Origin of the sequence: Arthrobacter sp. PM3 (assembly GCF_003352915.1) — a bacterium.
GTDB lineage: Bacteria > Actinomycetota > Actinomycetes > Actinomycetales > Micrococcaceae > Arthrobacter.
The window spans coordinates 479,298-503,521 of record NZ_CP022314.1 but is presented as its reverse complement, the minus strand read 5'-3'; the positions used below and the strand labels follow the sequence as shown (position 1 = coordinate 503,521).

Genomic DNA, 24,224 nt, shown 5'->3' with positions numbered 1-24,224 from the left:
CCGGGGCGCCAGTGGCGCCCCGGCCCTCCCTCCACCGTCCCGCTCTCAATGTCGACAGTCTGGAAAAACATGAAACGCACGCTCGCTCCCGAGGAACTCGAGGAAGTCATTCCGTCCGATGCGGAAGAAGTCCTGCACCACGGTCACGTCCCGCCCGGCTGGAGCGGCGCCGCATCGCTCGACAAGGTCCTGGAAGGGGTCGTGGGCGCGGCGATCCTCGCCGAACTCGTCGTCATCCTGCTGAACATCGCGGTCCGTGTCGTCACCGGCGATTCAGTGCTCTGGACCCAGGAAGTATCGGAAATTGCGCTCCTGACGATTGCCTTCATCGGCGGAGCCATCGCGTACCCCAAGGGCGCGCACATGTCGGTCCAGGCCCTCATCATGCGCCTGCCCGCCACGTGGAAGCCGTACCTGGCCGCCCTGGTCGACTGGCTCGTCTTCGTCATGAGCGCCGGCGCCTTCGTGCTCTTCGTGCCCACCCTGGGCCAGCAGATCGAAGAAAAGACGCCGATCCTGCAGCTGCCTGTGTTCTGGGTGTCGATGCCCTTCTCCGTAGGCATGGTGCTCATCGCGTGGTTCGCGCTCGTCAAGCTTTGGCGGCAGGACCGCCGGCCGGTCCTGGCCGCCGCCGGCATCGCGGCGGCGATGGTCGCCGTCGTCGTGCTGGCGCCGCCCTTGTTCTACTATGCGTCGCCGAACGTCCTCCTGGGCGTAGTGCTCGCGGTGCTGTTCCTGCTGCTGTTCCTCGGCCTCCCCATCGCCTTTGTCCTGGCCCTCGCCTCAGGAATCTACCTGTACCTCGGCGGCATTTCCGACGTCAGCGCCATCCCGATCGGCATGGCCTCGGGCGCCAAGGGGTTCGTGCTCCTGGCCATCCCGTTCTTCATCCTTGCAGGCACGGTCATGAACTCCGCCGGGCTCACCCTGCCCCTGGCCAAGCTCGTCGACGCCCTCATCGGCCACCTACGCGGCGGCCTGCTGCAGGTTGTCGTTGTCACCATGTACATCTTCTCCGGCATCTCCGGGTCCAAAGTCGCCGACGTCGCGGCTGTCGGCACCACCATGCGCGGCATGCTCGAGGAGCGCAAATACCCGCGCGGCGAGGTGGTGGCGGTCCTGTCGGCGTCGGCCATTATGGGCGAAACTATCCCGCCGAGCATTGTGCTGCTGATCCTCGGCTCCATCACGACGATCTCCACCACCACCCTGTTCCTGGCCGGCTTCGTCCCTGCGGCCTTCCTCGCGCTCGTCGTCATGGCGCTCGTCTTCCTCCGCGCCCGCAAGCAGGGCGGCGTCGCCAGTCCCAAGGCGACCTGGCGTGCCCGCGGTTCGGCGACGTTCTTCGCGCTTCCCACGCTACTGCTGCCGGTGGGCATGGTGGTGGGCATCATGAGCGGCTTCGCAACGCCGACAGAAGTTTCGTCCGTCGCCGTCGCCTATGCCTTTGTTCTGGCCGCCGCGTACCGCCGCGGCAGCAAGCGCCTGCTCGGGGACACCCTGCGGGAAACGACGACGACGGCGGGGATGGTGCTTTTCATTATCGCTGCGGCCTCGCCGCTGGCGCAGACCCTCGCACTCGCCGGCGTCTCGCAGCAGATCCACGACCTGATGTCCGGGCTCGGGGATTCCCCGGTGCTGTTCATGCTGTTCACGATCATCCTGCTCATCATCATGGGCCAGCTTCTGGAGGGGCTGCCGGCAGTCCTGATCTTTGCGCCGCTGCTGCTGCCGATCGCCACCGACTTCGGCGTCAACCCCGTGCAGTACGCCATGGTGCTGATCATCGCCATGGGCATCGGATCGTTCGCCCCGCCGGCCGGTGTCGGCTTCTACGTCGCCTGCGCCACGGCCCGCGAAACCGTGGAAAACAGCCTCAAACACTTCTGGCCGTACCTGGTCGCTGTGTTTATCGGGCTCCTCGTGCTGGCCGCGGTTCCCTGGTTCAGCACCTTCCTCCCGGCTATCGCCGGGCTGATTCCCTTCTAGGCCAGGAGACGGCAAACAATGGACCTTTCATCCACCGGAATGCCCACGTCAGTGGCCCTGCTGGGGACGGGGCCGATGGGCGCCCCGATTGCCCGGAACATTATTAACGGCGGCGTGCCACTGACGCTGTGGAATCGAACGGTCGGCAAGGCAGAGGCAGTTGGCGGCGGCACCGTCGTCGCCTCTCCGGCCGGTGCCGCCAGCGACGTGGTGCTGACCGTGTTGCCGGACCTTCCCCAGGTTGCGTCCCTGATTCCCGGTGAAGACGGCCTCCTGGCCGGATGGGCGGCCGCCGGTGTCGAGCATCCAATCCTCGTGATTCACGGGACGGTGTCGCCAGTGGCCGTGGCGGCCTTCGCCGCCGAGTGCCGGCAGGCCCACGGCGTGACTGTGATTGACGCGCCGCTCAGCGGCGGCACGATCGGGGCCGAAGAGGGCAGGCTGAGCACGATGGTCGGCGGACCACGCGACGTCGTGGACCGGCTGACGCCGCTCTTCCGGCTGTACAGTTCCACGGTCGCCTGGTTCGGAGCCACGGGCGCGGGCTCGACCGTTAAGGCGTGCAACCAGATCGTAGTGGCCGCGACCGTGACCGCACTGTCGGAGGCCATGGCGCTCGCCGAAGCCAACGGACTGGATCTGCACCAGGTCCAGTCCATCCTTGCCGGCGGGCTGGCCAACTCGGAGGTGCTCCGGCAAAAAGGGCAGCGGTGGATTGACGCCGACTTCGAGGGGGGCGGATCCGCCAAAAACCAGCTCAAGGACCTTCGCTTCATTTCTGAGGTCGCAACCGAGGCTGGCCTGTCGTTACCCGTAGCCGGCAGTCTCCTGACGGCGTTCCAGGCGATGGTCTCGGCCGGGCTCGGGGACCTCGACCACACGGGCATCTACCTCGGCATCCGGGGGTAGCCGCCGTCGAAGTGGCAGATCACGGCAATGCCGGGGCGCAAGATTGCCGTGGAACGTCATCTCGGGGACGGGCGGGCGGGAGGTCCCCCCGTCAGCGGCCGCGCAGTGACGCCGCGGCCGGGACCCCTGCCGGGAAGTCGGGCAGCGCCCCTGCAGGCGTGTGGAAGATCCACAACGACAGGGCGCGGTAGACGGCCCAGTCGTCGTCGGGCGCCCGCAGGGACGCGATCTGGGTCCCGTCCGGCTGCTCGGTGGTCCGGATGACCTGCAGCCGGACCGGCGCGGACCCGGGCAGCTGCAGCGGCACGCTGCCGGAGTCCGGCAGCGTGCCTTTCGGGAACCTGACGGCCGCGCCACCGACCGAAATATCCAGCAGCTCGCCGCGGACGCCGTCGGCTTCCACCGGGGCCGCCACTTCGATCCGGTGCGCGTTGCGGCGGGAGGTGGCGAACTCGGCGGCACGGATGCGCCGGGTGCCAAGGACCAGCACCACACCGGCGAGCACCAGCCATGAGCCCGACGCCACTGTGGCGCCGGGTGTGGTGCGCCAGGGGACCAGGCCGGCCAGGCCGGCCGCGGCGTACAGGATGACCGCCGTAATGAGGACCACCATGACGATCAGGATCCGCGGCGTCCGGCCGCGCAGCCGGGATTCCGCTGCGCCCTTGGGCGTGACCTGGAATTCGAGGATGTTCCGCGACATGAGCCACCAGAGGCAGGCTATCCCGACGGGGACGCGGAAGATCCGCAAGGCGAAGGCCGTAGGCCAGTGGATCTCGTTGCGCATGAGCTGCTTGGATCCCCACAGCCGGATGGTGAACATCAGAACGAAGACCGCGCTGAACAACAGGGGGCCGGCGGTGGACGTCTGGGCGCCGGAGAGCATGATGACTATGGGAATGAGGAAGGCCACGAGTGTGGCGATGCCCTCCAGCCACCACAGCGTGCCGTTGAGGTACTCGTGGTAGTTCCGCCACGACATCCAGTTCTTCGCCGCCCACAGCTTCTCGTGGACGAGGATCTGCATGGCGCCCATGCCCCAGCGCCGCCGCTGCAGCAGGTACTGGTCCGGCGTCGCCGGGGCAAGGCCGACGGCGAGGGTCTGGTGGTGGTACACCGTCCGCCACCCGCGGCGGAGGAGTTTCAGCGTCGTGTGCATGTCTTCGGTGATGGTTTCGGTGGCCACTCCGCCCACCTCCTCCAGGGCGCTCATCCGCAACAACGACGTCGACCCGCACCAGAACGGGCCGGCACCGGGAACGTTGCGGGAGGCCATGAGGACGTTGAAGAAGGTGCCCTGCTCGCCCGTGATGCCGTCGTCGTCGAACGCGCCGCCGTTGTAGAAGGACTGCGGGCCCTGGATCAGCGCCACCTTGGGGTCCTCGAACCAACCCAGCGTGGCGGTCAGGAACGTCGGCAGCGGGACGTGGTCGCAGTCCAGCACCGCGATGATGTCGATGCCCGGCCCGCCGGCGGACTTTTCCGCGGCCATCAGGCCCAGGGCGTGGTTCATATTGCCGGCCTTGGCGTGGTCGTGAACCTCACGCCGGACGTAACGGGCACCATAGGCGGCGCACATTTCCTCGACCCACGGCCGGTCGCCGTCATCCAGGACCCAGGTCTCATGGTCCGGGGCGAGTTCGCAGGCGGCGGCAACTGTGGGGGTCAGCACTTCGATGGGCTCGTTGTACGTGGGGATGAGGACGGCCACCCGCATGCCGTTGGGGGCCTCGGTGACGGGCGCCGGCGGATGGCTGTCAATGTTCCACACCGACCACGCCTTCAGGATCAGGCCCGCCAGCGGGAGGGCCTCGAAGACCACCAGGATCCAGGCAATGGTCAGGTCCCACTCGCCCGACGGGAGGGTAAACAACACACGCCATGCCAGGTAGAGCACCAGTGCCGCGATGGCTGCGAGGCCACCAATATGGGCCAGCCGCCGGGACCTCGGCGCCTCCGGTCCCGGCGGCCCGATCCGGGCCGCCCAGCCGGCAATCCCCGCCCGGGTCAGGGCCGTGGCATCCAGCGGGACCGCCGCCGGTACCGCCTTTTCGGGGATCAGCTCTACATCGTCACGTGGCACGTGGTCTCCCTCAGCTAGACCTCTGCTAGACACCCCCCACGGTTTGATCGTAGCAACGGCGCACCGGGATACTCCCGGGCAGCGGAACAACTTGCACAAAACTGCGTTTTAAGACGCGTTTTCGCTGGTCAACCGTGGGCGGGTGGCCGGACGGGCCGCTGCCAGCCGCCTGTAGCGGCGGTCTTGACGGTCAGTGCGCGGCGACCCTTCCCGCGTCCTCGGGCCCGACGAAGTTGCATGAGCCGGGATGGCGGACGGGCAGCGTGCAGGTGCGTCCGGTGGGCAAGTGGACATTGGCGCACCGGCCCGCCATGGCGACGTCGTCGCGGACGTGCGTGACGTGCGTGCTGCTCAGATCCGGGGACGCGTCCCCGCGCCCGCGGGGGTCGGGGGTTCCGGCGTCGCCGGCGGAGCGGGGTTCCTGGCTGGTCACGGGCAACTCCTCTGAATCTGCTGGGCAGGGATGGGAAGGATGCTTAGTTTTATCCGGAGTTCCCAGCCTCGCACGTGCGGGTTAACACTGGGTTACCGGGGTGTTAGGGTCGGGTCTCAACGGCTGATCCCGGCTGGGTCTATCACGACGCCCCTTTCGCCGCTGCCCGGGCGATCCCCATACTGGAAGCCTGGAATGTGGAGGGGCGGTGACAGCCGATGAGCAGCGGGGCCGAGGATGCAGGTACAAGAGGCGGGTCTGGCAGCGCCTTCCGGCGACGTCTGGAGCGCGCCGCGGAACTGCGGTCCGTCCGGGCCTCGGGCAGCACCGCCCGGGAGAACGAGGAACTGAACGCCGCCGAGGACGAACTCCGGAGCAAGCGCGCGAAGATCGACGACGCCGCCCGGGCTGACTACCTGATCCGTGACGCCATGGCGCAGGGCAAGTTCGACAACCTCAAATACGCCGGCAAGCCCATCCCGGGGCTGGGTGAGGCGTATGACCCGGACTGGTGGGTCAAGGGCCTGATCCAGCGCGAGAACATCTCCGGGCTGGGGCCCAAGGCGCTCCTGCTCCGCACCGAGGACGCGGAACTTGATGCCCGGTTGGATGCCCAGTTCGGCGAACAGCAGGTGCGGGACATCGTAGAGGACTTCAACGCCCGGGTCATCGACGCCCGGCGGCAGCTCCAGGGCGGACCGCCGGTGATCACGAAAACCCGGGACGTCGACGTCGAACTGGCCCGCTGGCGGGAGCGGCGGGCCGCCGCTGCCGCCGTCGTTCCGCCCGAGCCGGAACCCCCGCGGTCCTGGTGGCGGCGGGTCTGGAACGGGGCCGGCCAAACGCCGCCCGGCTAAGCGCCGGGGGCGTGTCCGGTGGAACCGCGCACCACCAGCTGGGTCGGAACGAGGTGCAGCCGTTGTGGAAGATCCGGCGTTTCCCGCCGTTCCAGGATGAACCTGCCCGCCTGCAGGCCCACGGCGAAGTTGCCGTTGTCCACGGAGGTCAGGGACAGGTGGCGGATCCGGGCGAGGTACGTGTTGTCATAGCCGACCAGCGAGAGGTCGTCCGGCACCGTGAGGCCCTGGTCGGCGGAGGCCGAGAGCGCACCGATGCAGGCGAGGTCGTTGAAGGCAAAAATCGCGGTCGGCCGCTGCGCCTCCGCGAGCAGGCGGCGCGCGGCGTCATAGCCGCTTTCCTCACTCATGCCGCCGGCCACCACCCACGGCTCCAGCCCGGCGTCCTGCATCGCCGCCTCGTAGCCCGCCCGCCGCAGCCGGCCGATTTCGCCGGGGCCCTGCAGGTGGGCGATGCGCCGGTGGCCGAGGGCGATCAGGTGCTCGGCCGCCTGTCGGGCGCCGGAGGCGTCGTCGTTCACCACGATGTCCGCTCCCGGCAGTGCGGGCTCCCGGGTGCCGGCGAGGACCACCGGGACGCTGGTGATCGCGGCCTCCAGTGCGGCCCCCTCCGGCGTGGTCCCGACCACCACAAGGCCGTCGATGCGCTGCTCCAGCAGGGTCTCCACAGACCGGCGGCCCACCCGGTGGTCGGTGTAGGAATCGACGAGGACAGGGGCGACCCCGGCGGCGTGCAGGGTTGCGCTCAGGCCTTCGAGGAGCTCGACGAACCAGGGATTGCGTAGGTCGTTGAGCAGCACGCCGACGGTGCCGCTGCGCGGACTCGAAAGTCCGCGGGCCAGCTGGTTGGGCTTGTAGTCGAGCTCGGCCATTGCCGCCAGGACGGCCTGTCGGCGCCCGGCACCCACGTTGGACGAGCCGCCCAGCACCAGGGAGACCAGAGACTTGGACACTCCGGCGCGCTCGGCGACGTCGCGGATGGTGGGCCGCCGGGGCGGTTGGCCGGGGGGCGGCGGGTGGTTCATGGCGCTTCTCCTCTTCGGTGCCGTTTCAGCATAAGGGGTTGACGTGTGATCCCGACAACGTCCATTATGGACCGGTCCAAGTATTTGTCCAATAGGTTTGTCCAGCAGTGAGGAAATTGATATGAGTGCACCACAGTCCGGGCGGCTCGTCGCCGGGATGGTCGGCGGCGGCGCGGGCGCCGACATCGGAAAGACCCACAGGTACGCCATGCGCCTGGACGGGAAGTACGATCTCCTGGCTGGCGTGTTCGGCCGGGACCGCGGGCGCTCTGCCGCCCTCGCGGCGGAACTCGGCATCCCGGCGGACCGCGCCTACGGCAGCTATGGCGAGATGGCCGCGGCCGAGGCTGCCCGCGGGGACGGCGTCGACGTCGTGGCCGTGGCCACCCCGAACGACAGCCACTTTGAGATCGCCCGCACGTTCCTTGAGGCCGGGATCTCGGTGGTCTGCGAAAAGCCCCTGACCCAGGATTCCGCCACCGCCGCGGAACTCGTGCGGATCGCCGCTGAGCACGACGCCGTGCTGGCCGTCCCGCACTGCTACTCCGCCTACGCCATGGTCCGGCACGCGGCCCGGCTGGTCCGCGACGGCCGGCTCGGTCCGGTGACGTTTGTCGACGTCGAACACGCGTCCGGCTGGGCCGCCACCCCGCTGGAGCTCCTCGGGCACAAGCAGGCCGGCTGGCGCACGGACCCCGACGTCGCGGGCTTTCCCAGCGTGGTCGGAGACCTCGGCACGCACGCCTACCACCTGCTGCGCTACATCACCGGGCTCGACGCCGAACGGCTCTCCGCGCGCCTGAAGACCGTCGTGCCCCAGCGCCGCGTCTTCGACCACGCCACCGTGCAGATGGACCTCGACGGCGGCGTGCCGGCACGGCTGTGGGCCAGCATGGCCGCCACCGGGCACAGCCACGGACTGCGCATCCGGGTCTTTGGCGAACGGGGCAGCCTGGAGTGGCAGCACGAGGACCCCCACCACCTCACGCTGCAGGACCTCGACGGCACCACGACCATCCTTACCCAGGGCATCAGCACTCTCTCTGAGGACGCGACCCGACTCACCCGGGTGGGGCTGGGCCACCCCGAAGGCTTCCTCGAGGCTTTCGCGAACTTCTACAGCGACCTCGCCGAGGTGCTCCGTGCCCGCCGCGACGGCACGGTGTTGGACGGAAAACTGCCTGGCCGCGAACTGAGCTTCCCGACGGGCCGCGACGGCCTGATCGGCGTCCAGTTCGTCGAGGCCGTGGCCGCCTCCCACGCCAAGGACGCCGCGTGGGTCGTCCCGGCATCTGCCCTTCCCGAACTCCGTAAGACAGGACTCTGACATGCTCCGCTTCGCCCTCATCGGTGCCGGATTCATCGGCTCCGTCCACGCCGCCAGCCTGGCCGCCCATCCCGGCGTCGACTTTTCCCTCATCTATGACATCGATCCGGACCGCGCGAAGGCCCTGGCCGATACGCACGGCGCACGCCCCGCCGCGGACCTGGACGAGGTCTTCGACGCCGACCACATTGACGCGGTCTTCATCGCCTCCTCCACGGACACCCACGCCCAGCACCTGGTCCGCGCCGCCGACGCAGGTCTGGCCGTGCTGTGCGAAAAGCCGATCGACCTGGACCTCGACCGTGCACGGCAGGCCGCCGCGCACGCCGCCGGGCGCGACGTCCCGGTCATGGTCGACTTCAACCGCCGCTTCGACCGCGACTACGCGGAACTCAAGCGCACCATCGACGCCGGTGAGATTGGCGACGTCGAACTCCTCCAGCTCACCACACGGGGCCCGGCCCTGCCGCCGCTGTCCTACATCGCCACCTCCGGCGGGCAGATGCGGGACCAGACCGTGCACTTCTTCGACCTCGCCCGCTGGCTCACCGGGCTGGACCCCGTGGAAGTCTTCGCCGTAGGATCCGCCCTGGCTGATCCCCGCCTGGCCGAGTACGACGACGTCGACACCTCCGCGGTCACGCTCCGGCTGCCCAGCGGTGCGCTGGTTCAGATCGACAGCGCCCGGCGCACCGGCTACGGCTACGACGAGCGGATCGAGGTCATGGGCTCCGCCGGCCTGGTCGAGGCAGGCCGCCGCCGCACCGGCGCTGTGTCCAGGTACCGCGCCGGCCAGGTGGTCGACGACGGTCTGCATCCCGGCTGGTTCGAACGCGTCCAGCCGACCTACGCTGCGGCCCTGGCCCATTTCGTGGCGGCGGTGGAGGGCGGAACTGCCCTGACGCCGTCGCTCGAGGACGGACTGAAGGCCCAGGCCATCGCCGAGGCCGCCACCCGCTCCCTGCGCACGGGCCGGTCGGAACGGATCGAGTATTAGGGCTCCGCAACACGCGGAGACTGTTGCCGTCGCTATTCAGCCATCGGCCGCCGTCGCTGCCTCTTCGTCGCCGCCCGCTGCTCCTTGGCGGCGAGGCGGCGTCGGACCGAGCCCCGGGTGGGTTTCGTCGCCCGGCGGCGGGCGGGTTCGGGAGCGAGGCCCTCGGCCACGAGGTGGGCGAGCCTGGCCAGTGCGACTTCGCGGTTGCGCAGCTGGGAGCGCCGCTCGGACGCGGTCACGGTGATGACGCCGGCGGTCAGGCGCGGTCCGAGACGCGTGAGCAGTAGCTGCCGCTGGCCATCCGACACGGCCGTGGAGCCGGCGATGTTCCACGAGAGTTCGACCCGGCTGTCCGAGGTGTTGACGTGTTGGCCGCCCGGTCCGGAGGAACGGGAAAACCGCCAGCTGAGTTCCACCGCCGGAATCGTGAGCGCACGCGATACCTCCAGGTCCATGCACCTAGCGTTGCACAGTAAGGGCGCGGGCGCCCGCCCGCCGGCTGATGCCGGGCCCGCGCTCTGCCGTGGCCCCGACAGCGCAATCGGCGTAGCCTGCGCTTAACCGCGCGAATTGCGAAACTGCGCGTCGGTACGAAGCAGGCGATGCCATGAAGAAGTTCGGGCAGCAGGACGGCGAGGCCCCGCGGCCGGGGGTTGCGGCCGAACCGGGGCGCCCGCCGCCGTTCCGCGCGCCGCTGCGCCTGGCCGGCACCCTGGCGTTCGCCGGCTTCGCGGTGTCCCTCGTTGCCGGACTGTTCCACGCCGATACGGCCAGCGCGAACGACCACCCGGCGACGTTCGCGGAGTATGCCCGCAGCGGCATCTGGACGGCGGTCCACCTGGGCCAGTTCGCCGGCATGGCGCTGTTGATCGCCGGGCTGCTGGTCCTGCTCGTGGTGCTGCAGGCGCCGGGCGGGGCCATGGACTGGACGGCCCGGTTCGGCGCGGTTGCGGCGGTGTCGGCGCTGGCCCTGTACGCGGCACTTCAAGCCGTCGACGGCGTCGCCCTCAAACACGCCGTCGATGCGTGGGCTGCGGCCGCGGAAGCGGACAAGTCCGCCCGGTTTGCCGTGGCCGAGGGCATCCGGTGGCTCGAGTGGGGCATGCGCAGCTACCAGAGCTTCCTGCTGGGCGCGGCCTTGGTCCTGGCGGGCGCTGTGGTTGTCTCGGCCCGCCGCGTCTCCCGGCCGATCGGCTACCTCATGGCGCTGTCAGGGCTGGCCTACCTGGCGCAGGGCTGGATCATCGGAACCGAAGGCTTCACGCCGGCAAACACCATCCCCACGCTTGCGGGCATCGTCCTGATCCTGGCCTGGTCCGTGTGGCTGCTGCTCAGCGCCTGGTTCGGGAGGCGCAGCAGCGGGTAAGCGACCGCCCGTCGTCGAAGTCGCCGGACGCGCCTGGGATCGCCGGGAGCTTCCGGCGATCCCGGGGGTTTCCGGCGAAACGGCGAGTGCTGGGGCCGGGTGACGGGCGCTCAGGGCAGCCGGTAGCGGATGCCCCAGCTGAGGTGCCACGTCTCGCCCGGGGCCAGCCAGCGCAGACCTTCGCCGCTGTTGAAGGCGTCTGCGGGAGCCGTCATCGGTTCCACGGCGACTGCGGTGACAGGGCCTTCGTCCGTGGGGAAGATCCGGGTGGTGAAGGCCTGGAGGTAGCCGAAGGACGCATCCATGACCAGTTGGACCTGGCGGCCGTCCGGGGCTTCGAGATAGTGCAGCGAGCCGCCGTCCCGTTCCCGGCGGACGCCGCCCCACGCGTCGTCGAGGTCAACATTGCGAATCGGCTGGCCGGTCCGGAAGTCGTGCCGGGTCCCCTGGACGTCCGTGCTGGCGCCGGTCGGGTTCAGCCGGTGGTCGACTTCGAGGTGGGTGTCGGCGTTGATGACCAGGGTCAAGTCGTCCGTGGGAACCCCGCCCAGCCTGAGGAAGGGATGGGCCCCGACGGCGGCCGGGGCGCTGCGGCTGCCGGTATTGGTCAGGCTGTGGGTGACACGCAGCCCGTCCCCGCTGAGCTGGTAACGGACCGCCGTCGAAAGTTCGAAGGGATAGCCCGGTGCCGCCGCCACGTCGGCAGTCAGGGTGATGCTGTCCGCCGTCCGGTGCGCGACCGTGTACGGGGTAGCGGAAAGCAGCCCGTGCAGGGCATTGCCGTTCTCGGGTTCGGTGATGTCCAGCTGCTGCACCACGCCGTCGTACGTCCACCTGCCGTCGGCCACCCGGTTGGGCCACGGCACCAGGACCCAGCCGGCGCACGACGGCGGAGCGGACCGGGCGGGATAGTCCTGCAGGAGGGCGACGCCGTCGACTTCGAGCGCTCGCAGGCTGCCGGCGACTTCCGTCACCACGGCTCGTTGGGTGCGGCCGCCCAGGGTGGCCTGCAGTTCGTAGTGCTCACCCATCGGCGAGCCGGTGGGGGTCTGCAGTGTGCGGGTTTGTGATGTCTGGTTCGGCACGGTCAGCCTGTCTGGGAAGCGGGTGCGGGGACGGCGCCGAGTCCGGCAGGATCGGCCAGGAAGGGCGTGAAGGCGAGCTCGGCGGCTCCGATCATCATCAGGTCGGAGCCGAGAGCGGCCCGGTAGATGTTGGCCTGGGCCGCCGGGCCGTCCATCGCCTGGGACAGCAGGATGCCGCCCAGCGATGCCGGGGACAGCGCATGCAGCGTCCCGAGGAAACCGTCGAGGACGATCGCGTCGGGGTTGAAGATGTTCACGGCGTTGCGCAGGGCTAGGCCCAGGTATTCCAGCTGGCGGGCAACTTCAGCCTCCACCTCCGGGCTGCTGCTATTCCCGAGCGCCCGTTCGAGGTCGGCGGTGTCGCCGCTGCTCAGGCCGGCAAGTTCCAGGAGCCGGGACTGGGAGACTTCCGTTTCCAGGCAGCCGGTGGCGCCGCAGTGGCAGGTGGTGCCTCCGGTGCGGACAAAGGTGTGGCCCAGCTCTCCGGCGTAACCGGAGGCACCCCGGAGCAGCTGCCCGTCCGCGATGATCCCGCCGCCGATGCCGCTGGCGCCGCCGTTGAGATAGATCAGGTTCGCCCGCCCGGCGCCGGCCCCGAAGATCAGTTCGGCTTCGGCCCCGAGCGAGGCGTCGTTGGCGGCCTGGCACGGGTACCCGGTTGCCTCGGCCAGCATCCGGGCCACGGGCTCGTTGCGCCAGCCCAGGTGCGGCGCGTGCCGCACCACGCCGTCGTCGCGGTTGACCAGGCCGGGCACCGCCATGCCAATACCGGTAATCCGGTAGGAGGCATCGAGCTCGGTCCGCATCCCGGCGATAACGGCTGAGGCGATGTTCACGGCCTCCCGGGCAGTTGGAATCCGTTCCGTCTCAAAGCGGATCTTCTTCTGCACCTTCCCGCCCAGGGACACCAGGCCGATGGTGACGGCGTCGACTTCCGGATTCACGGCCAGCGCCGCCACCGACGGGCTGGGATGGACCTCGGGGCTGGGTCGGCCCACCTGCCCCTCGCCGGCGGGCGCGGTTTCAAACACCAGCCCGAGGGAGATCAGCTGCCCGATCAGCGTCCCGACCGTGGAACGGTTCAGCCCGGTCTGCCGGGTCAGCTGGGCGCGGCTGACGATGCGCTGGTGGTGGACGAGGGAGGTCAGCAGCGACAGGTTGTTGCGGCGCGACGGGTCCGGCTCGCCCGCGGGCGCGGAAACATGGGTTCGTGGAGGCATCATCGTGACACTATCAGCGGCCGAACACCGTGCGGTCCAGGAATTCGTTGCGGAACTTTCCGTCCGGATCCAGCCGGCCGGCCAGCGCGGTGAAGTCGGCAAAACGGGGATACAGCGGGGCGAGGGCGGCGGCTTCGGCGTGGAACAGTTTGCCCCAGTGCGGCCGCGCGCCGAACGGGGCAAGCTCCGCTTCGAGGAGGGGGAGGACGGCCCTGACCGCAGGCTCGTCCTGGCGCCAGGTGAAGTGCAGGCCGATCCCGGCGCCGCCGTAGTTGGGGCTGAGCCACAGCTGGTCTGCGGCGATGGTGCGGATTTCGCCGACCAGAATCAGCGGAGTGACGACGTCGGAGAGGCTCCGCATCGTGCGGATGGCGTCCACGGCGTGCTCGCGCGGAATGAGGTATTCGCTCTGGAGCTCGTCACCTTTGCTGGGGGTGAATTCCATCCGGAAATGGGACAGCCTGTCGGACCACGGCCCGGGAACGCCGAGCTGCTGGGTACAGTTGCTGCCGGACACGCCGGGCAGCGGGTGGCGGGCCTGGCCGGCCGGTGTGCCGGAGAAGAAGTCCGGCGCTCCGGCGGGGAGCACCGTTTGGTCCGTGCGGTTCTTCAGCCACGCCTGGCCCACGCGTGGCCCGCTCCAGTCGGTGAACAGGCTGACGCTGTACGCCGCGGACGTCACGTCGTCGAAGCCCGCCAGGACCTGGTCCCAGTCGAGGTTTTCAAAGACGCTCTGGGCGATGTCGAAACTGGGCTCGATGTCCAGGGTCAGGCGGCTGACGATGCCCAGGGCGCCCAGTCCCACCACCATGCCGTCAAAGTCGGGCTCGCCTCGGCGGACCGTAACCACCGTGCCGTCGGCGGTGACGAGTTCAAGGGCCGCCACGGCCGTGGCGAGGTTGCCGTTGCCGTCGCCGGAACCGTGCGTGGCTGTGGCGACTGCTCCCGCCACCGAAATATGCGGCAGCGAGGCCAGGTTGTGGAGTGCGAAGCCCTGGCGCTGGAGTTCTGCCGCCAACCTCCCGTAGCGCGTGCCGCCGCTGACAGTGACGGTCATGTTCTGCCGGTCCACGCTGATGCCGGCGTCGAGCCTGTCCAGTACCACCAGGGTGCCTGATGTATCCGCGATGTCGTTGAAGGAATGGCGGGAGCCCAGGGCGCGGACCTTCCCGGCGCCGGCGACAAGGTCCTGCAGCTCCGCCAAGCTGGCCGGATGGACTATCCGGGGCGCCCGGTAGCCGTAGTTCCCCGCCCAGTTGAGTTCGGTCACCATCTGATCAATCACGGTTGAATCCTTCACTCTGGGGCTTCATTGCTTGAACCGGTTCGGTGTTGCTGTTTTTGCAAGATTTGATGTTCATCACAACATAACAGCCGCAGCGCAGGACCGCTAGGGGGCAGGTTAGATTGCCGGGCCGGCAGGAGCGTGCGTGGTTGACATCACAAAAATTCGTAATATGTTTGTTTCCAGAACAATTTCTCACGTGCCGGACTCCGGCAACCACCACCTCAACCCTGGGAGTATTCAATGGCGATCCAGCCCACCCGTGAAGACAAGTTTTCCTTCGGCCTCTGGACTGTGGGGTGGGAGGCCCAGGACCAGTTCGGCTCCGCCACCCGCCCGCCACTGGACACGGTCGAGGCAGTCAACCGGCTCAGCGACCTCGGCGCCTACGGCATCACGTTCCACGACAATGACCTCTTCCCGTTCGGCTGCTCCGCCGCTGACCGCCAGCGCGAAATCGACCGGCTGACCGGCGCGCTGAAGGCCACCGGCATGGTGGTCCCGATGGTCACCACCAACCTCTTCAGCCACCCCGTCTTCAAGGACGGCGGCTTCACCAGCAACGACCGCGGCGTCCGGCGCTTCGCCCTGCGCAAGGTCCTGGAGAACATCGACCTCGCCGCCGAACTCGGTGCCGAAACCTTCGTCATGTGGGGCGGCCGCGAAGGCAGCGAATACGACGCTGCCAAGGACATCCGCGGCGCCCTGGAGCGCTACCGCGAGGCAGTGAACCTGCTGGGCGACTACGTCACGGACAAGGGCTACAACATCCGCTTCGCGATCGAGCCCAAGCCCAACGAACCCCGCGGCGACATCCTCCTGCCCACCCTGGGCCACGCCCTGGCGTTCATCGAGACGCTGGAACGCCCGGAACTGGTGGGCATCAACCCCGAAACCGGGCACGAGCAGATGGCCGGGCTGAACTTCACCCACGGCATCGCCCAGGCGCTCTACCAGGGCAAGCTCTTCCACATCGACCTCAACGGCCAGCGCAGCATCAAGTTCGACCAAGACCTGGTATTCGGCCACGGCGACCTGCAGAACGCCTTCTCCCTGGTGGACCTGCTCGAAAACGGCGGCCCGGACGGCGGACCGGCCTACGACGGCCCGCGCCACTTCGACTACAAGCCCAGCCGCACCGAGGACATCGACGGCGTCTGGGACTCCGCCGCCGCCAACATGCAGACCTACCTGCTGCTCAAGGAACGCGCCAAGGCTTTCCGCGCCGACCCCGAGGTCCAGGCCGCGCTGGAGGCGTCGCGGGTTTCGGAGATCAACGAACCCACGCTCAACCCGGGCGAAGGCTACGAACAGCTCCGCGCGGACCGCTCTTCCTACGAGGACTTCGACGCCGACGCCTACTTCGGCGGCAAGGGCTTCGGCTTCGTGAAGCTCCAGCAGCTCTTCATCGAGCACCTCCTCGGCGCCCGCTGACGCCGTGGCGGCTGCTCCCATGACACTTGTTGCCGGCGTCGACTCCTCCACCCAAAGCTGCAAGGTGGTGGTCCTGGATGCGGACAGCGGCGCGCTGGTCCGCGAAGGCCGTGCCGGCCATCCGGACGGCACGGAGGTCCACCCGGACCACTGGTGGCGTGCTTTGTCCGAAGCGTTCGACGCCGCCGGCGGCCTCGCGGACGTCAGCGCACTCTCGGTGGGCGGCCAGCAGCACGGCATGGTGCTGCTGGACCGCGCCGGCAACGTGGTGCGCCCCGCGCTGCTGTGGAACGACACCCGCTCGGCCGGAGCTGCCGCTGACCTCACCGGCGAGGTGGGCGCGGAGGACTTCGCCCGCAGGACCGGACTGGTCCCGGTGGCCTCCTTCACCATCACGAAGGTCCGCTGGGTCCGCGACCACGAACCGGACCTGGCGGACCGGGTGGCGGCCGTGGCGCTGCCCCACGACTGGCTGACCTGGCGGCTCCGCGGCTACGGCCCGGACGCCTCGAGCCCCCTGGGCCCGGACCTGGACCAGCTCACCACGGACCGCTCGGACGCCAGCGGCACGGGCTATTGGAGCCCCTCGACCGGGGCCTATGACCTTGAGCTGTTCAAGCTGGCCTTCGGCCGGGACGCCCGGGAAGCCGACGGGGACACCGGGCCGGGGGATGCGGGCGCCGTCGTGCTGCCCCGCGTCCTGGGCCCCGGCGAGCCTGCCGGGGCCATCCACCCGGACTGCTTCGGGGCCCCGGCCCGTCTCCCCGGACCGGGGGCGGCCCGGATTCTGCTCGGCGCCGGTGCCGGGGACAACGCGGCCGCGGCCCTGGGCCTGGGCGCCGGTCCCGGCGACGTGGTGGTGTCCGTGGGCACCAGCGGCACCGTGTTCGCCGTGGCGTCCCGGCCCGTGGCCGATCCCGGCGGAACCGTCGCCGGATTCGCCGACGCCGGCGGGGAGTACCTGCCCATCGCCGTCACCCTCAACGCCGCACGGGTGCTCAGCTCCGTGGCCGGCCTCCTCGGCGTCGATCTCGACGAACTCTCGCGCCTGGCCCTGCAGGCGGAACCCGGAGCCGGCGGCGTGGTCCTGGTGCCGTACTTCGAAGGTGAGCGCACGCCCAACCTGCCTTACGCCAAGGCCAGCTTCCACGGGCTCAGCATCGCCTCCAGCACCCGGCCCAACATGGCCCGGGCCGCCATCGAAGGCATGCTCTGCGGACTCTCCGGAGGCCTGGACGCCTTGCGTGTGCTGGGTGCACCGGCGGACCGGCTCCTGCTGATTGGCGGCGCCGTGCAGAACCCGGCGGTTCAGGCCATCGCGGCCCAGGTCTTTAACCTGCCCGTGCTGATCCCGAGCCCGGGGGAGTACGTGGCCCGGGGCGCCGCGCTTCAGGCCGCATGGGCGCTGGGCGGCAACCGGCCGGACTGGCCCGTCGCGGTAGATGCCGCGCCGGCGCCGGACTTCCGGCCGGAAATCCGGCAGAACTACCTGGGGGCCAGCAGCCACATCATGAAGGAGGCGCCGTCGAGTCCCGGACGATGAGGTGGGTGGCAAGTTCCACCCGCTGCGAATCAAGTTCCTCGCCGTTGGCCTGGCGGAGGACCGTGCGCAGGGCGGCGCGGCCCATCTCCTGCAGCGGCTGCGCCACGGTGGTCAGGGCCGGGATGGACTGCTCGGCCTGGTAGGTGCCGTCGAAGCCCACCAGGCTGAGGTCCTCGGGGATCCGCATGCCGTGCCTGCGGGCCTCGGCCAGGACGCCGAGGCCGATGCTGTCGCTGCCGGCGAAAATGGCGGTCGGCGGCTCGGGGAGGGCCAGGAGTGTCTTGAGGCTCCGGATGCCGTGCTCGGCGCGGAACTTGTCCAGCAGGACGTAGTCAGGCCGCACCTCGACGCCGCCGGCCATGAGGGCCGCCATGTAGCCGTGCAGGCGCGCCTGGTTGCACTCGGCCGTCTCCGGCCCGCCAATGTAGGCGATCCGCCGGTGGCCGAGTTCCAGCAGGTGCTCGGTGGCTGCCTTGCCGCCGGCCCAGTTGGTGGCCCCCACGCTGACCACCTCCGGAGGCGGCGGGTTGAGCGGATCGATCACCACCACGGGGATGTGCCGCCGGCGGAAGGCATGCAGCTGGGCCGTGCTGAACCCGGACGTCACCACAATCAGGCCGACCCGGCCTTCATCCAGAATGCGCTGCGCGCGCCGCTCCGGACTGAGTGTCACGGCCGGCAGGTGCCCGGTCACGTCCAGGAGGACTTCGACGTCGGTCAAGGCGGCCTGCTCCAGGATCCCGTTCAGGACCTCGACGGCGTAGGCCGAGTACAGGGAGTCGAACACCACCTCCACGATGGCCGTCCGGCCGTCGGCCTTCTTGCGCTGCTGGGGAGACTGGTACCCCAGCTGCTCCAGCGCCGCCAGAACCTTGGCCCGGGTGGTCTCCGCCACGTCCTCCCGCCCGTTGATCACCTTGGAGACCGTGGGGGAGGAGACGCCGGCCTGGCGGGCGACGGCCGCAAGCGTTGGCCTCCCGGGACCCTGAACTACTGACACGATGACTCCTGCACTTTCGAAATATTTCGATACGAAGCAGTCTGGCGTGCTTTGCCCTTTGCGTCAAGCTTGCGGGTCATGCAACACGTTCAGGTTCCGAATCCGCCCTTGACTGTGACCGCAGTCACCGTTACTTTAGTTTCACAAGTCGCAGACTTTTACGAAACTTTTCGAAAATCCAGCTTCACCCATCAGCAGCGGCAGCGCAGCCTTCTTCGAGACGGGCCGGCCTGCCGCCACTCACAACCGGGACCTCAGCGCAGAACCCGGAGGACGAATGGAATCCCAGATGAAAAATCGTACGTTTCGCCGTGCCGCGATCGCCGTTTCCGCGGCCGCAGTTTCACTCAGCCTGGCCGCCTGCGGCTCCAGCGGCCCGGCCGGCACCGCCGCGAGCGCCGACTCCGCCACCATGTGGGGCCTGACGGGCGGCAACCAGCCCGTGCTGCAGAAATCCATCACGGACTGGAATTCCGCCCACCCGGATTCCTCCATCAAGCTGGACTTCTTCGCGAACGATGCTTACAAGACCAAGGTGCGCACCGCCGTCGGCGCCGGCCAGGGCCCGACCTTCATCTACGGCTGGGGCGGGGGCGTGCTGAAGTCCTATGTCGACGCCGGCCAGGTGGATGATCTCTCCGCGTTCCTCAAGGACAACCCGGACGTGCAGGACCGCTACCTTCCCGCAGTGCTGAAGAACGGCGTCATCGACGGCAAGACCTACGCCCTGCCCAACAACAACGTGCAGCCCGTGGTGCTCTACTTCAACAAGGACGTCTTCGACAAGGTGGGAGTCCAGGCCCCCAAGACCTGGGACGAGCTCATGGCACTCGTGCCGAAGTTCAAGGACGCCGGGATCGCGCCGTTCTCCCTCGGCGGCCAGTCCCGCTGGCCGGACCTGATGTGGCTGGAGTACCTCGTGGAGCGCATCGGCGGCCCCGAAGTCTTCGCCAACATCGCGGCCAACAAGCCGGGCGCGTGGTCAGACCCCGCCGTCACCGAGGCGCTGACCAAGATCCAACAGCTCGTGGACGCCGGCGGCTTCGTCAACGGGTTCTCCTCCATCGCCGCGGACAGCAACGCGGACCAGGCCCTGCTCTACACCGGCAAGTCGGCCATGATCCTGCAGGGCGGCTGGATCTACCAGGGCATGAAGAAGGACGCCGCCGACTTCGTCAAGAGCGGCAAACTCGGCTACACCACGTTCCCCACGGTCTCCGGCGGCAAGGGAGACCCGGCGAACGTCGTCGGGAACCCATCCAACTTCTGGTCTGTCTCCTCGAAGGCCACCGAGGGCCAGAAGAAGGCCGCCCTCGAGTACGTCAAGAGCGGCATGTTCTCGGACAGCAACGTCCAGAGCCTCATCGACTCCGGCGCCGTTCCGGTGGTCAAGGGCATCGAGGCCAAGCTCGCCGCGTCCCCGGACAAGGACTTCCTGACCTACGTGTACGACATGGCCAAGAACGCTCCGAGCTTCACGCTCTCCTGGGACCAGGCCCTCAGCCCGGCGCAGGGTGACGCGATGCTGGCCAACCTGGACCAGATCTTCCTGAAGAAGATCACCCCGGAGCAGTTCGTCGCCACGATGAACGCGACGATCGGAAAGTAATCCCGTGTCCACCACATCCGGTTCCTCCCGGCGGGCCCTCGACCGGGGCCCGTCGGGATGGCTGGCAGCGCCGGCCCTTGCCTTCTTCCTGCTGTTCGCCATCATTCCGCTGATCGGCGTCCTGTTCCTGAGCTTCACCAGCTGGGACGGCCTGGGCGAGATCAAGCTGGACGGCCTGTCCAGCTGGACGACTGTCCTGACCGACCCGGTCACCGGCAACGCCCTGCTGGTGACGGCCAAGATCATGTTCTTCTCCTTCATCGTCCAGGCGCCGATCAGCCTCCTGCTGGGCGTCTTCACCGCCGCAGGCCAGAAGTACCGGGCCGTCCTGGCAGTCCTGTACTTCGTGCCCCTGCTGCTGTCCTCGGCCGCCGTCGCCATCGCGTTCAAGGCCCTCCTGGACCCCAACTTCGGCCTGGGCGCGGGGCTCGGCATCCCACTCCTGGCCCAGGACTGGCTGGGCAACTCGGACCTGGTGCTGTTCGTCGTGGTCTTCGTCATCGCCTGGCAGTTCGTCCCCTTCCACACGCTGATCTACCAAGGCGGCGTGCGCCAGATCCCGACCTCGCTGTACGAGGCCGCGCAAATCGATGGTGCCGGACGGATCCAACAGTTCTTCAGCATCACCCTGCCGCAGCTGAAGTACACCATCATCACGTCCTCGACGCTCATGGTGGTCGGGTCGCTGGCGTACTTCGACCTCGTCTTCGTCCTCACCGGCGGCGGTCCCGGCTATGCCACCCGGCTGCTGCCGCTGCACATGTACCTCACCGGGTTCAAAGCCAATGACATGGGCGCTGCCAGTGCCCTCGGCGTCATCCTCGTCGTCATCGGCCTCGCGCTGGCCCTGCTGCTGCAGCGGCTGGGCGGCAAGAACCGCAATGCCAGCCAACTGGAAGGTGCCTGATGGCTTCCACAACCCAGCTCCCCGTCCCGTCCGCCACCCGACCCCCTGCCGTCAGCAGCCCCCGTCCGCAGGCCAAGCGCACGGGACGGTCGCGGCCCAACGTCCTCGGCGGCGCCGGCGGCTGGCTCTGGCTGGCAATCATCATCATCCCCGTCTACTACGTTGTCATCACCAGCTTCAAGAACCAGGCAGGCTTCTTCGCGTCCAACCCGATGATGCCGCCCTCCGAGCCCACCCTGGACAACTACAAACTGGTCCTGGAGAACGACTTCGCCCGCTACTTCGCCAACAGCCTCATCGTCACCGCCGGCAGCGTCTTCCCGGCGCTCCTGGTCGCGTTCATGGCCGCCTACGCGATTGTCCGCGGCAAGAGCAGGTTCCTTGGCTGGACCAACAACCTGTTCCTGCTGGGCCTGGCTATTCCGCTGCACGCCACCATCATCCCCATCTACTGGATGATCACCCGGGCCCACATGTATGACACCCTGCTGGCGCTGATCCTGCCCTCCATCGCATTCGCCATCCCGATTTCCGTGCTGATCCTGTCCAACTTCATGCGGGATGTGCCCAACGAACTTTTCGAATCGATGCGGCTGGACGGCTGCTCGGACTGGTCCATGATGTGGCGCCTGGCGCTGCCCATGACCAAACGGCCGTCATCACGGTGGGGATCTACAACGCGCTGCACGTCTGGAACGGCTTCCTGTTCCCGCTGATCCTGACCCAGAGCCCGGAAACCCGGGTGCTGCCGCTGTCCCTGTGGACCTTCCAGGGCGAGTTCAGCGTGAACATCCCGGCCGTGCTGGCCGCCGTCGTGCTCGCCACCCTGCCGCTCCTGGTGGTCTACGTCCTCGCGCGGCGCCAGCTGCTCAGCGGCCTGACCGCGGGCTTCAGCAAATAGAGAGGACTTGTTGTGATTGAACCGAAACCCCTGCGGGTGGGGATGGTGGGCTATGCCTTCATGGGGGCCGCGCATTCCCACGCCTGGCGGACCGCGCCGCGGTTCTTCGACCTGCCCCTGCGCCCGGAGCTGGCCGCCGTCGCGGGCCGGAACGCCGACGGTGTGCGGGCCGCGGCGGAGAAGATGGGCTGGGCATCCGCGGAGACCGACTGGCGGGCGCTGATCGAGCGGGACGACATCGACCTGATCGACATCTGCACCCCCGGCAACACCCACGCCGAGATCGCGATCGCCGCGCTCGAGGCCGGCAAGCACGTGCTGTGCGAGAAGCCACTGGCGAACTCCGTGGCCGAGGCCGAACGCATGGCGGCGGCCGCGGACGCCGCCGCCGCCCGGGGCGTCTACTCGATGTGCGGCTTCAGCTACCGGCGCACCCCGGCCCTGGCCCTGGCCAAACGGATGGTCGACGCCGGGCGGCTGGGTCAGATCCGGCACGTCCGGGCGCAGTACCTGCAGGACTGGCTTTCCGACGCCGACGCGCCGCTGACCTGGCGGCTGGACAAGGCCAAGTCCGGGTCCGGTTCGCTCGGGGACATCGGGGCGCACAGCATCGACGCCGCCCAGTGGATCACCGGCCGGAACATCACCGGCGTCTCGGCCCTCCTGGAGACCTTCGTGACCGAACGCCCCGTCGCCGGGGACTTCGTCGGCCTGGGCGGGCACGGCGCCACCGGCGCTGACACCGTCCGCGGGCCGGTAACCGTGGACGACGCCGCGATCTTCACCGCCCGGTTCGAAGGATCCGGACCCGGTGGCGGCCAAACTGAGCCCGGTCAAGCCGACAGCGGGCCGATCGGGGTCTTCGAGGCCACCCGGTTCGCCCTGGGCCGGAAGAACGCCATGCGCATCGAACTGAATGGCACGCTGGGCTCGCTCGCGTTCGACTTCGAGGACATGAACGCCCTGTCCTTCTACGACGCCGCCGACGGCCCCGACGCCGGCTTCCGCAAGATCCAGGTCACCGAACCCGAACACCCCTACACCGGCAGCTGGTGGCCCACCGGCCACGGCCTGGGCTACGAACACCTCTTCACCCACCAGGTCGTGGACCTCATCCAGGCGATCGCGGGCAACCGGCCCCCGTCGCCGTCGTTCGCCGACGCGGTCCAGGTCCAGAAAGTCCTCGCCGCCGTCGAAACCAGCGCCGAATCCGACAGCCGCTGGCAAAAAGTCTGAGAGGACACACCATGACCCGACCCATCACCCTCTTTACCGGCCAGTGGGCCGATCTGCCCTTCGAGGAAGTGGCGCGGCTCGCCGGCGAATGGGGCTTCGACGGCCTCGAAATCGCCTGCTGGGGCGACCACCTGGACCCGCTGCGCGCCGTCGAGGACGACGCCTATCTCCAGGGCCGGCTCGACATCCTGGAAAAGCACAACCTCACCGTCCACGCGATCGCGAACCACCTCACCGGACAGGCCGTCTGCGACGACCCCATCGATGAGCGCCACCGGGACATCCTGTCTCCGGACGTCTGGGGCGAAGGCGACCCCGAAGGCGTGCGCGCCCGGGCCGCCGACGCCATGAAGACCACGGCCCGTGCAGCCGCCAGGCTGGGCGTGAAGACCGTCACCGGCTTCACCGGATCCTCGATCTGGAAATGCGTCGCCATGTTCCCGCCGGCGTCGGAGGCCATGATCGACCGCGGCTACCAGGACTTCGCCGACCGCTGGAACCCGATCCTCGACGTCTTCGACGCGGAAGGGGTCCGCTTCGCCCTGGAAGTCCACCCGTCCGAAATCGCTTACGACTACTGGACCGCCAAACGCACCCTCGAGGCGATCGGGCACCGGGAAAGCTTCGGCCTGAACTTCGACCCCTCCCACTTCATCTGGCAGGACCTGGACCCCGTCATGTTCCTGCAGGACTTCGCCGAGAAGATCTTCCACGTCCATGTGAAGGAGTCCGTCCGGCAACTCAACGGCCGCAACGGCCGGCTCGGCTCGCACCTTCCCTGGGCGGACCCGCGCCGCGGATGGGACTTCGTCACGGCAGGCCACGGCCACGTCAATTGGGAACCGATCTTCCGGACCCTGAACGCCATCGGCTACCGGGGGCCCACCAGCATCGAGTGGGAGGACGCCGGCATGGACCGCCTCATCGGCGCACCCCAGGCCCTCGCGCTCGTCAGGGACCTCGCCACCATCACACCGCCCGCAGCCGCCTTCGACGCGGCCTTCGCCGCCCGCTGAAC

General features: G+C 68.7%; 20 protein-coding genes and 1 pseudogene. 13 read left to right on the top strand and 8 right to left on the bottom strand.

Annotated features, from left to right (window positions below; genetic code table 11):
* The first annotated feature begins 69 nt into the window (after positions 1 to 69).
* Entirely contained in the window at positions 70 to 1,989 is a 1,920-nt protein-coding gene (locus CFN17_RS02390) for a TRAP transporter large permease subunit (RefSeq protein ID WP_208749796.1), read from the top strand.
* Between the two features lie 18 nt (positions 1,990 to 2,007).
* Positions 2,008 to 2,898 carry an NAD(P)-dependent oxidoreductase gene (locus CFN17_RS02385; protein WP_208749795.1) on the top strand — a complete coding sequence of 297 codons (891 nt, stop codon included), beginning with the start codon at positions 2,008 to 2,010 and terminating at the stop codon, positions 2,896 to 2,898.
* 91 nt (positions 2,899 to 2,989) lie between these two features.
* Here the strand turns inward: CFN17_RS02385 and CFN17_RS02380 are convergent, their stop codons facing one another.
* Together CFN17_RS02380 and CFN17_RS02375 are read right to left on the bottom strand one after the other, a co-directional pair.
* On the bottom strand, positions 2,990 to 4,981 hold the full coding sequence (locus tag CFN17_RS02380; protein ID WP_208749794.1) for a glycosyltransferase family 2 protein: 1,992 nt from the start codon (positions 4,979 to 4,981) through the stop codon (positions 2,990 to 2,992).
* Positions 4,982 to 5,171: 190 nt separating this feature from the next.
* Positions 5,172 to 5,414, bottom strand: a complete 243-nt coding sequence (locus tag CFN17_RS02375; protein WP_208749793.1) for a hypothetical protein — start codon at positions 5,412 to 5,414, stop codon at positions 5,172 to 5,174.
* A 218-nt stretch (positions 5,415 to 5,632) separates the two neighbouring features.
* Here CFN17_RS02375 and CFN17_RS02370 point away from each other — a divergent pair, with 218 nt between their 5' ends.
* Complete coding sequence (locus CFN17_RS02370) at positions 5,633 to 6,271, top strand: DUF1992 domain-containing protein (RefSeq protein ID WP_208749792.1); 639 nt, start codon at positions 5,633 to 5,635, stop codon at positions 6,269 to 6,271.
* On the opposite strand, the gene CFN17_RS02365 is transcribed toward CFN17_RS02370, so the two are convergent.
* Entirely contained in the window at positions 6,268 to 7,296 is a 1,029-nt protein-coding gene (locus tag CFN17_RS02365) for a LacI family DNA-binding transcriptional regulator (protein WP_208749791.1), read from the bottom strand. The genes CFN17_RS02370 and CFN17_RS02365 overlap by 4 nt on opposite strands.
* A 121-nt stretch (positions 7,297 to 7,417) precedes the next feature.
* Between CFN17_RS02365 and CFN17_RS02360 the strand changes: the two genes are divergently transcribed.
* Complete coding sequence (locus CFN17_RS02360) at positions 7,418 to 8,623, top strand: Gfo/Idh/MocA family protein (protein ID WP_208749790.1); 1,206 nt, start codon at positions 7,418 to 7,420, stop codon at positions 8,621 to 8,623.
* 1 nt (position 8,624) lies between these two features.
* Complete coding sequence (locus tag CFN17_RS02355) at positions 8,625 to 9,620, top strand: Gfo/Idh/MocA family oxidoreductase (protein WP_208749789.1); 996 nt, start codon at positions 8,625 to 8,627, stop codon at positions 9,618 to 9,620.
* Positions 9,621 to 9,652: 32 nt separating this feature from the next.
* On the opposite strand, the gene arfB is transcribed toward CFN17_RS02355, so the two are convergent.
* The gene (gene arfB, locus CFN17_RS02350; protein WP_208749788.1) at positions 9,653 to 10,075 is read right to left on the bottom strand and encodes an alternative ribosome rescue aminoacyl-tRNA hydrolase ArfB; all 423 of its coding nucleotides are present in this window, start codon (positions 10,073 to 10,075) and stop codon (positions 9,653 to 9,655) included.
* 152 nt (positions 10,076 to 10,227) lie between these two features.
* Between arfB and CFN17_RS02345 the strand changes: the two genes are divergently transcribed.
* The gene (locus CFN17_RS02345; protein WP_208749787.1) at positions 10,228 to 10,986 is read left to right on the top strand and encodes a DUF4386 family protein; all 759 of its coding nucleotides are present in this window, start codon (positions 10,228 to 10,230) and stop codon (positions 10,984 to 10,986) included.
* A 110-nt stretch (positions 10,987 to 11,096) separates the two neighbouring features.
* On the opposite strand, the gene CFN17_RS02340 is transcribed toward CFN17_RS02345, so the two are convergent.
* From CFN17_RS02340 to CFN17_RS02330, 3 genes are read right to left on the bottom strand one after another with little or no spacing between them, the layout of a single operon-like run.
* Positions 11,097 to 12,071 carry an aldose 1-epimerase family protein gene (locus CFN17_RS02340; protein WP_261792318.1) on the bottom strand — a complete coding sequence of 325 codons (975 nt, stop codon included), beginning with the start codon at positions 12,069 to 12,071 and terminating at the stop codon, positions 11,097 to 11,099.
* A gap of 2 nt (positions 12,072 to 12,073) precedes the next feature.
* Entirely contained in the window at positions 12,074 to 13,294 is a 1,221-nt protein-coding gene (locus CFN17_RS02335) for an ROK family protein (RefSeq protein WP_208749786.1), read from the bottom strand.
* A 10-nt stretch (positions 13,295 to 13,304) separates the two neighbouring features.
* On the bottom strand, positions 13,305 to 14,564 hold the full coding sequence (locus CFN17_RS02330) for an FAD-binding protein (RefSeq protein WP_208751296.1): 1,260 nt from the start codon (positions 14,562 to 14,564) through the stop codon (positions 13,305 to 13,307).
* A 255-nt stretch (positions 14,565 to 14,819) separates the two neighbouring features.
* Here CFN17_RS02330 and xylA point away from each other — a divergent pair, with 255 nt between their 5' ends.
* Positions 14,820 to 16,010 carry a xylose isomerase gene (xylA, locus tag CFN17_RS02325; RefSeq protein ID WP_208749785.1) on the top strand — a complete coding sequence of 397 codons (1,191 nt, stop codon included), beginning with the start codon at positions 14,820 to 14,822 and terminating at the stop codon, positions 16,008 to 16,010.
* A gap of 19 nt (positions 16,011 to 16,029) precedes the next feature.
* The gene (locus CFN17_RS02320) at positions 16,030 to 17,553 is read left to right on the top strand and encodes a xylulokinase (RefSeq protein ID WP_208749784.1); all 1,524 of its coding nucleotides are present in this window, start codon (positions 16,030 to 16,032) and stop codon (positions 17,551 to 17,553) included.
* Here the strand turns inward: CFN17_RS02320 and CFN17_RS02315 are convergent.
* Positions 17,519 to 18,556, bottom strand: a complete 1,038-nt coding sequence (locus CFN17_RS02315; RefSeq protein ID WP_395926836.1) for a LacI family DNA-binding transcriptional regulator — start codon at positions 18,554 to 18,556, stop codon at positions 17,519 to 17,521. The genes CFN17_RS02320 and CFN17_RS02315 overlap by 35 nt on opposite strands.
* A gap of 286 nt (positions 18,557 to 18,842) precedes the next feature.
* On the opposite strand from CFN17_RS02315, the gene CFN17_RS02310 reads away from it, so the two are divergent.
* The 5 genes and pseudogenes from CFN17_RS02310 to CFN17_RS02290 all read left to right on the top strand — a co-directional run bounded on the left by CFN17_RS02310 (position 18,843) and on the right by CFN17_RS02290 (position 24,222).
* A complete protein-coding gene (locus CFN17_RS02310) occupies positions 18,843 to 20,162 on the top strand; it encodes an extracellular solute-binding protein (protein ID WP_208749782.1) in 1,320 nt (439 codons plus the stop codon).
* A gap of 4 nt (positions 20,163 to 20,166) precedes the next feature.
* On the top strand, positions 20,167 to 21,069 hold the full coding sequence (locus tag CFN17_RS02305; protein ID WP_208749781.1) for a carbohydrate ABC transporter permease: 903 nt from the start codon (positions 20,167 to 20,169) through the stop codon (positions 21,067 to 21,069).
* Positions 21,069 to 21,970 (top strand): annotated as a pseudogene (locus CFN17_RS02300) (carbohydrate ABC transporter permease). Before CFN17_RS02305 ends, CFN17_RS02300 begins: the two are co-directional and overlap by 1 nt.
* Positions 21,971 to 21,982: 12 nt before the next feature.
* Positions 21,983 to 23,206: a Gfo/Idh/MocA family protein gene (locus CFN17_RS02295; RefSeq protein ID WP_208749780.1), complete on the top strand. Its 1,224-nt coding sequence runs from the start codon at positions 21,983 to 21,985 to the stop codon at positions 23,204 to 23,206.
* A gap of 11 nt (positions 23,207 to 23,217) precedes the next feature.
* Positions 23,218 to 24,222 (top strand): sugar phosphate isomerase/epimerase, encoded by a 1,005-nt coding sequence (locus CFN17_RS02290; RefSeq protein ID WP_208749779.1) that lies wholly within the window; start codon positions 23,218 to 23,220, stop codon positions 24,220 to 24,222.
* Positions 24,223 to 24,224: the final 2 nt, after the last annotated feature.

Coding starts and splice junctions, on each gene's coding strand:
- CFN17_RS02290 (WP_208749779.1), top strand. CDS start 23,218: ATGACCCGACCCATCACCCTCTTTACCGGCCAGTGGGCCGATCTGCCC.
- CFN17_RS02390 (WP_208749796.1), top strand. CDS start 70: ATGAAACGCACGCTCGCTCCCGAGGAACTCGAGGAAGTCATTCCGTCC.
- CFN17_RS02365 (WP_208749791.1), bottom strand. CDS start 7,296: ATGAACCACCCGCCGCCCCCCGGCCAACCGCCCCGGCGGCCCACCATC.
- CFN17_RS02360 (WP_208749790.1), top strand. CDS start 7,418: ATGAGTGCACCACAGTCCGGGCGGCTCGTCGCCGGGATGGTCGGCGGC.
- CFN17_RS02320 (WP_208749784.1), top strand. CDS start 16,030: ATGACACTTGTTGCCGGCGTCGACTCCTCCACCCAAAGCTGCAAGGTG.
- CFN17_RS02370 (WP_208749792.1), top strand. CDS start 5,633: ATGAGCAGCGGGGCCGAGGATGCAGGTACAAGAGGCGGGTCTGGCAGC.
- arfB (WP_208749788.1), bottom strand. CDS start 10,075: ATGGACCTGGAGGTATCGCGTGCGCTCACGATTCCGGCGGTGGAACTC.
- CFN17_RS02345 (WP_208749787.1), top strand. CDS start 10,228: ATGAAGAAGTTCGGGCAGCAGGACGGCGAGGCCCCGCGGCCGGGGGTT.
- CFN17_RS02310 (WP_208749782.1), top strand. CDS start 18,843: ATGAAAAATCGTACGTTTCGCCGTGCCGCGATCGCCGTTTCCGCGGCC.
- CFN17_RS02335 (WP_208749786.1), bottom strand. CDS start 13,294: ATGATGCCTCCACGAACCCATGTTTCCGCGCCCGCGGGCGAGCCGGAC.
- xylA (WP_208749785.1), top strand. CDS start 14,820: ATGGCGATCCAGCCCACCCGTGAAGACAAGTTTTCCTTCGGCCTCTGG.
- CFN17_RS02330 (WP_208751296.1), bottom strand. CDS start 14,564: ATGGTGACCGAACTCAACTGGGCGGGGAACTACGGCTACCGGGCGCCC.
- CFN17_RS02385 (WP_208749795.1), top strand. CDS start 2,008: ATGGACCTTTCATCCACCGGAATGCCCACGTCAGTGGCCCTGCTGGGG.
- CFN17_RS02355 (WP_208749789.1), top strand. CDS start 8,625: ATGCTCCGCTTCGCCCTCATCGGTGCCGGATTCATCGGCTCCGTCCAC.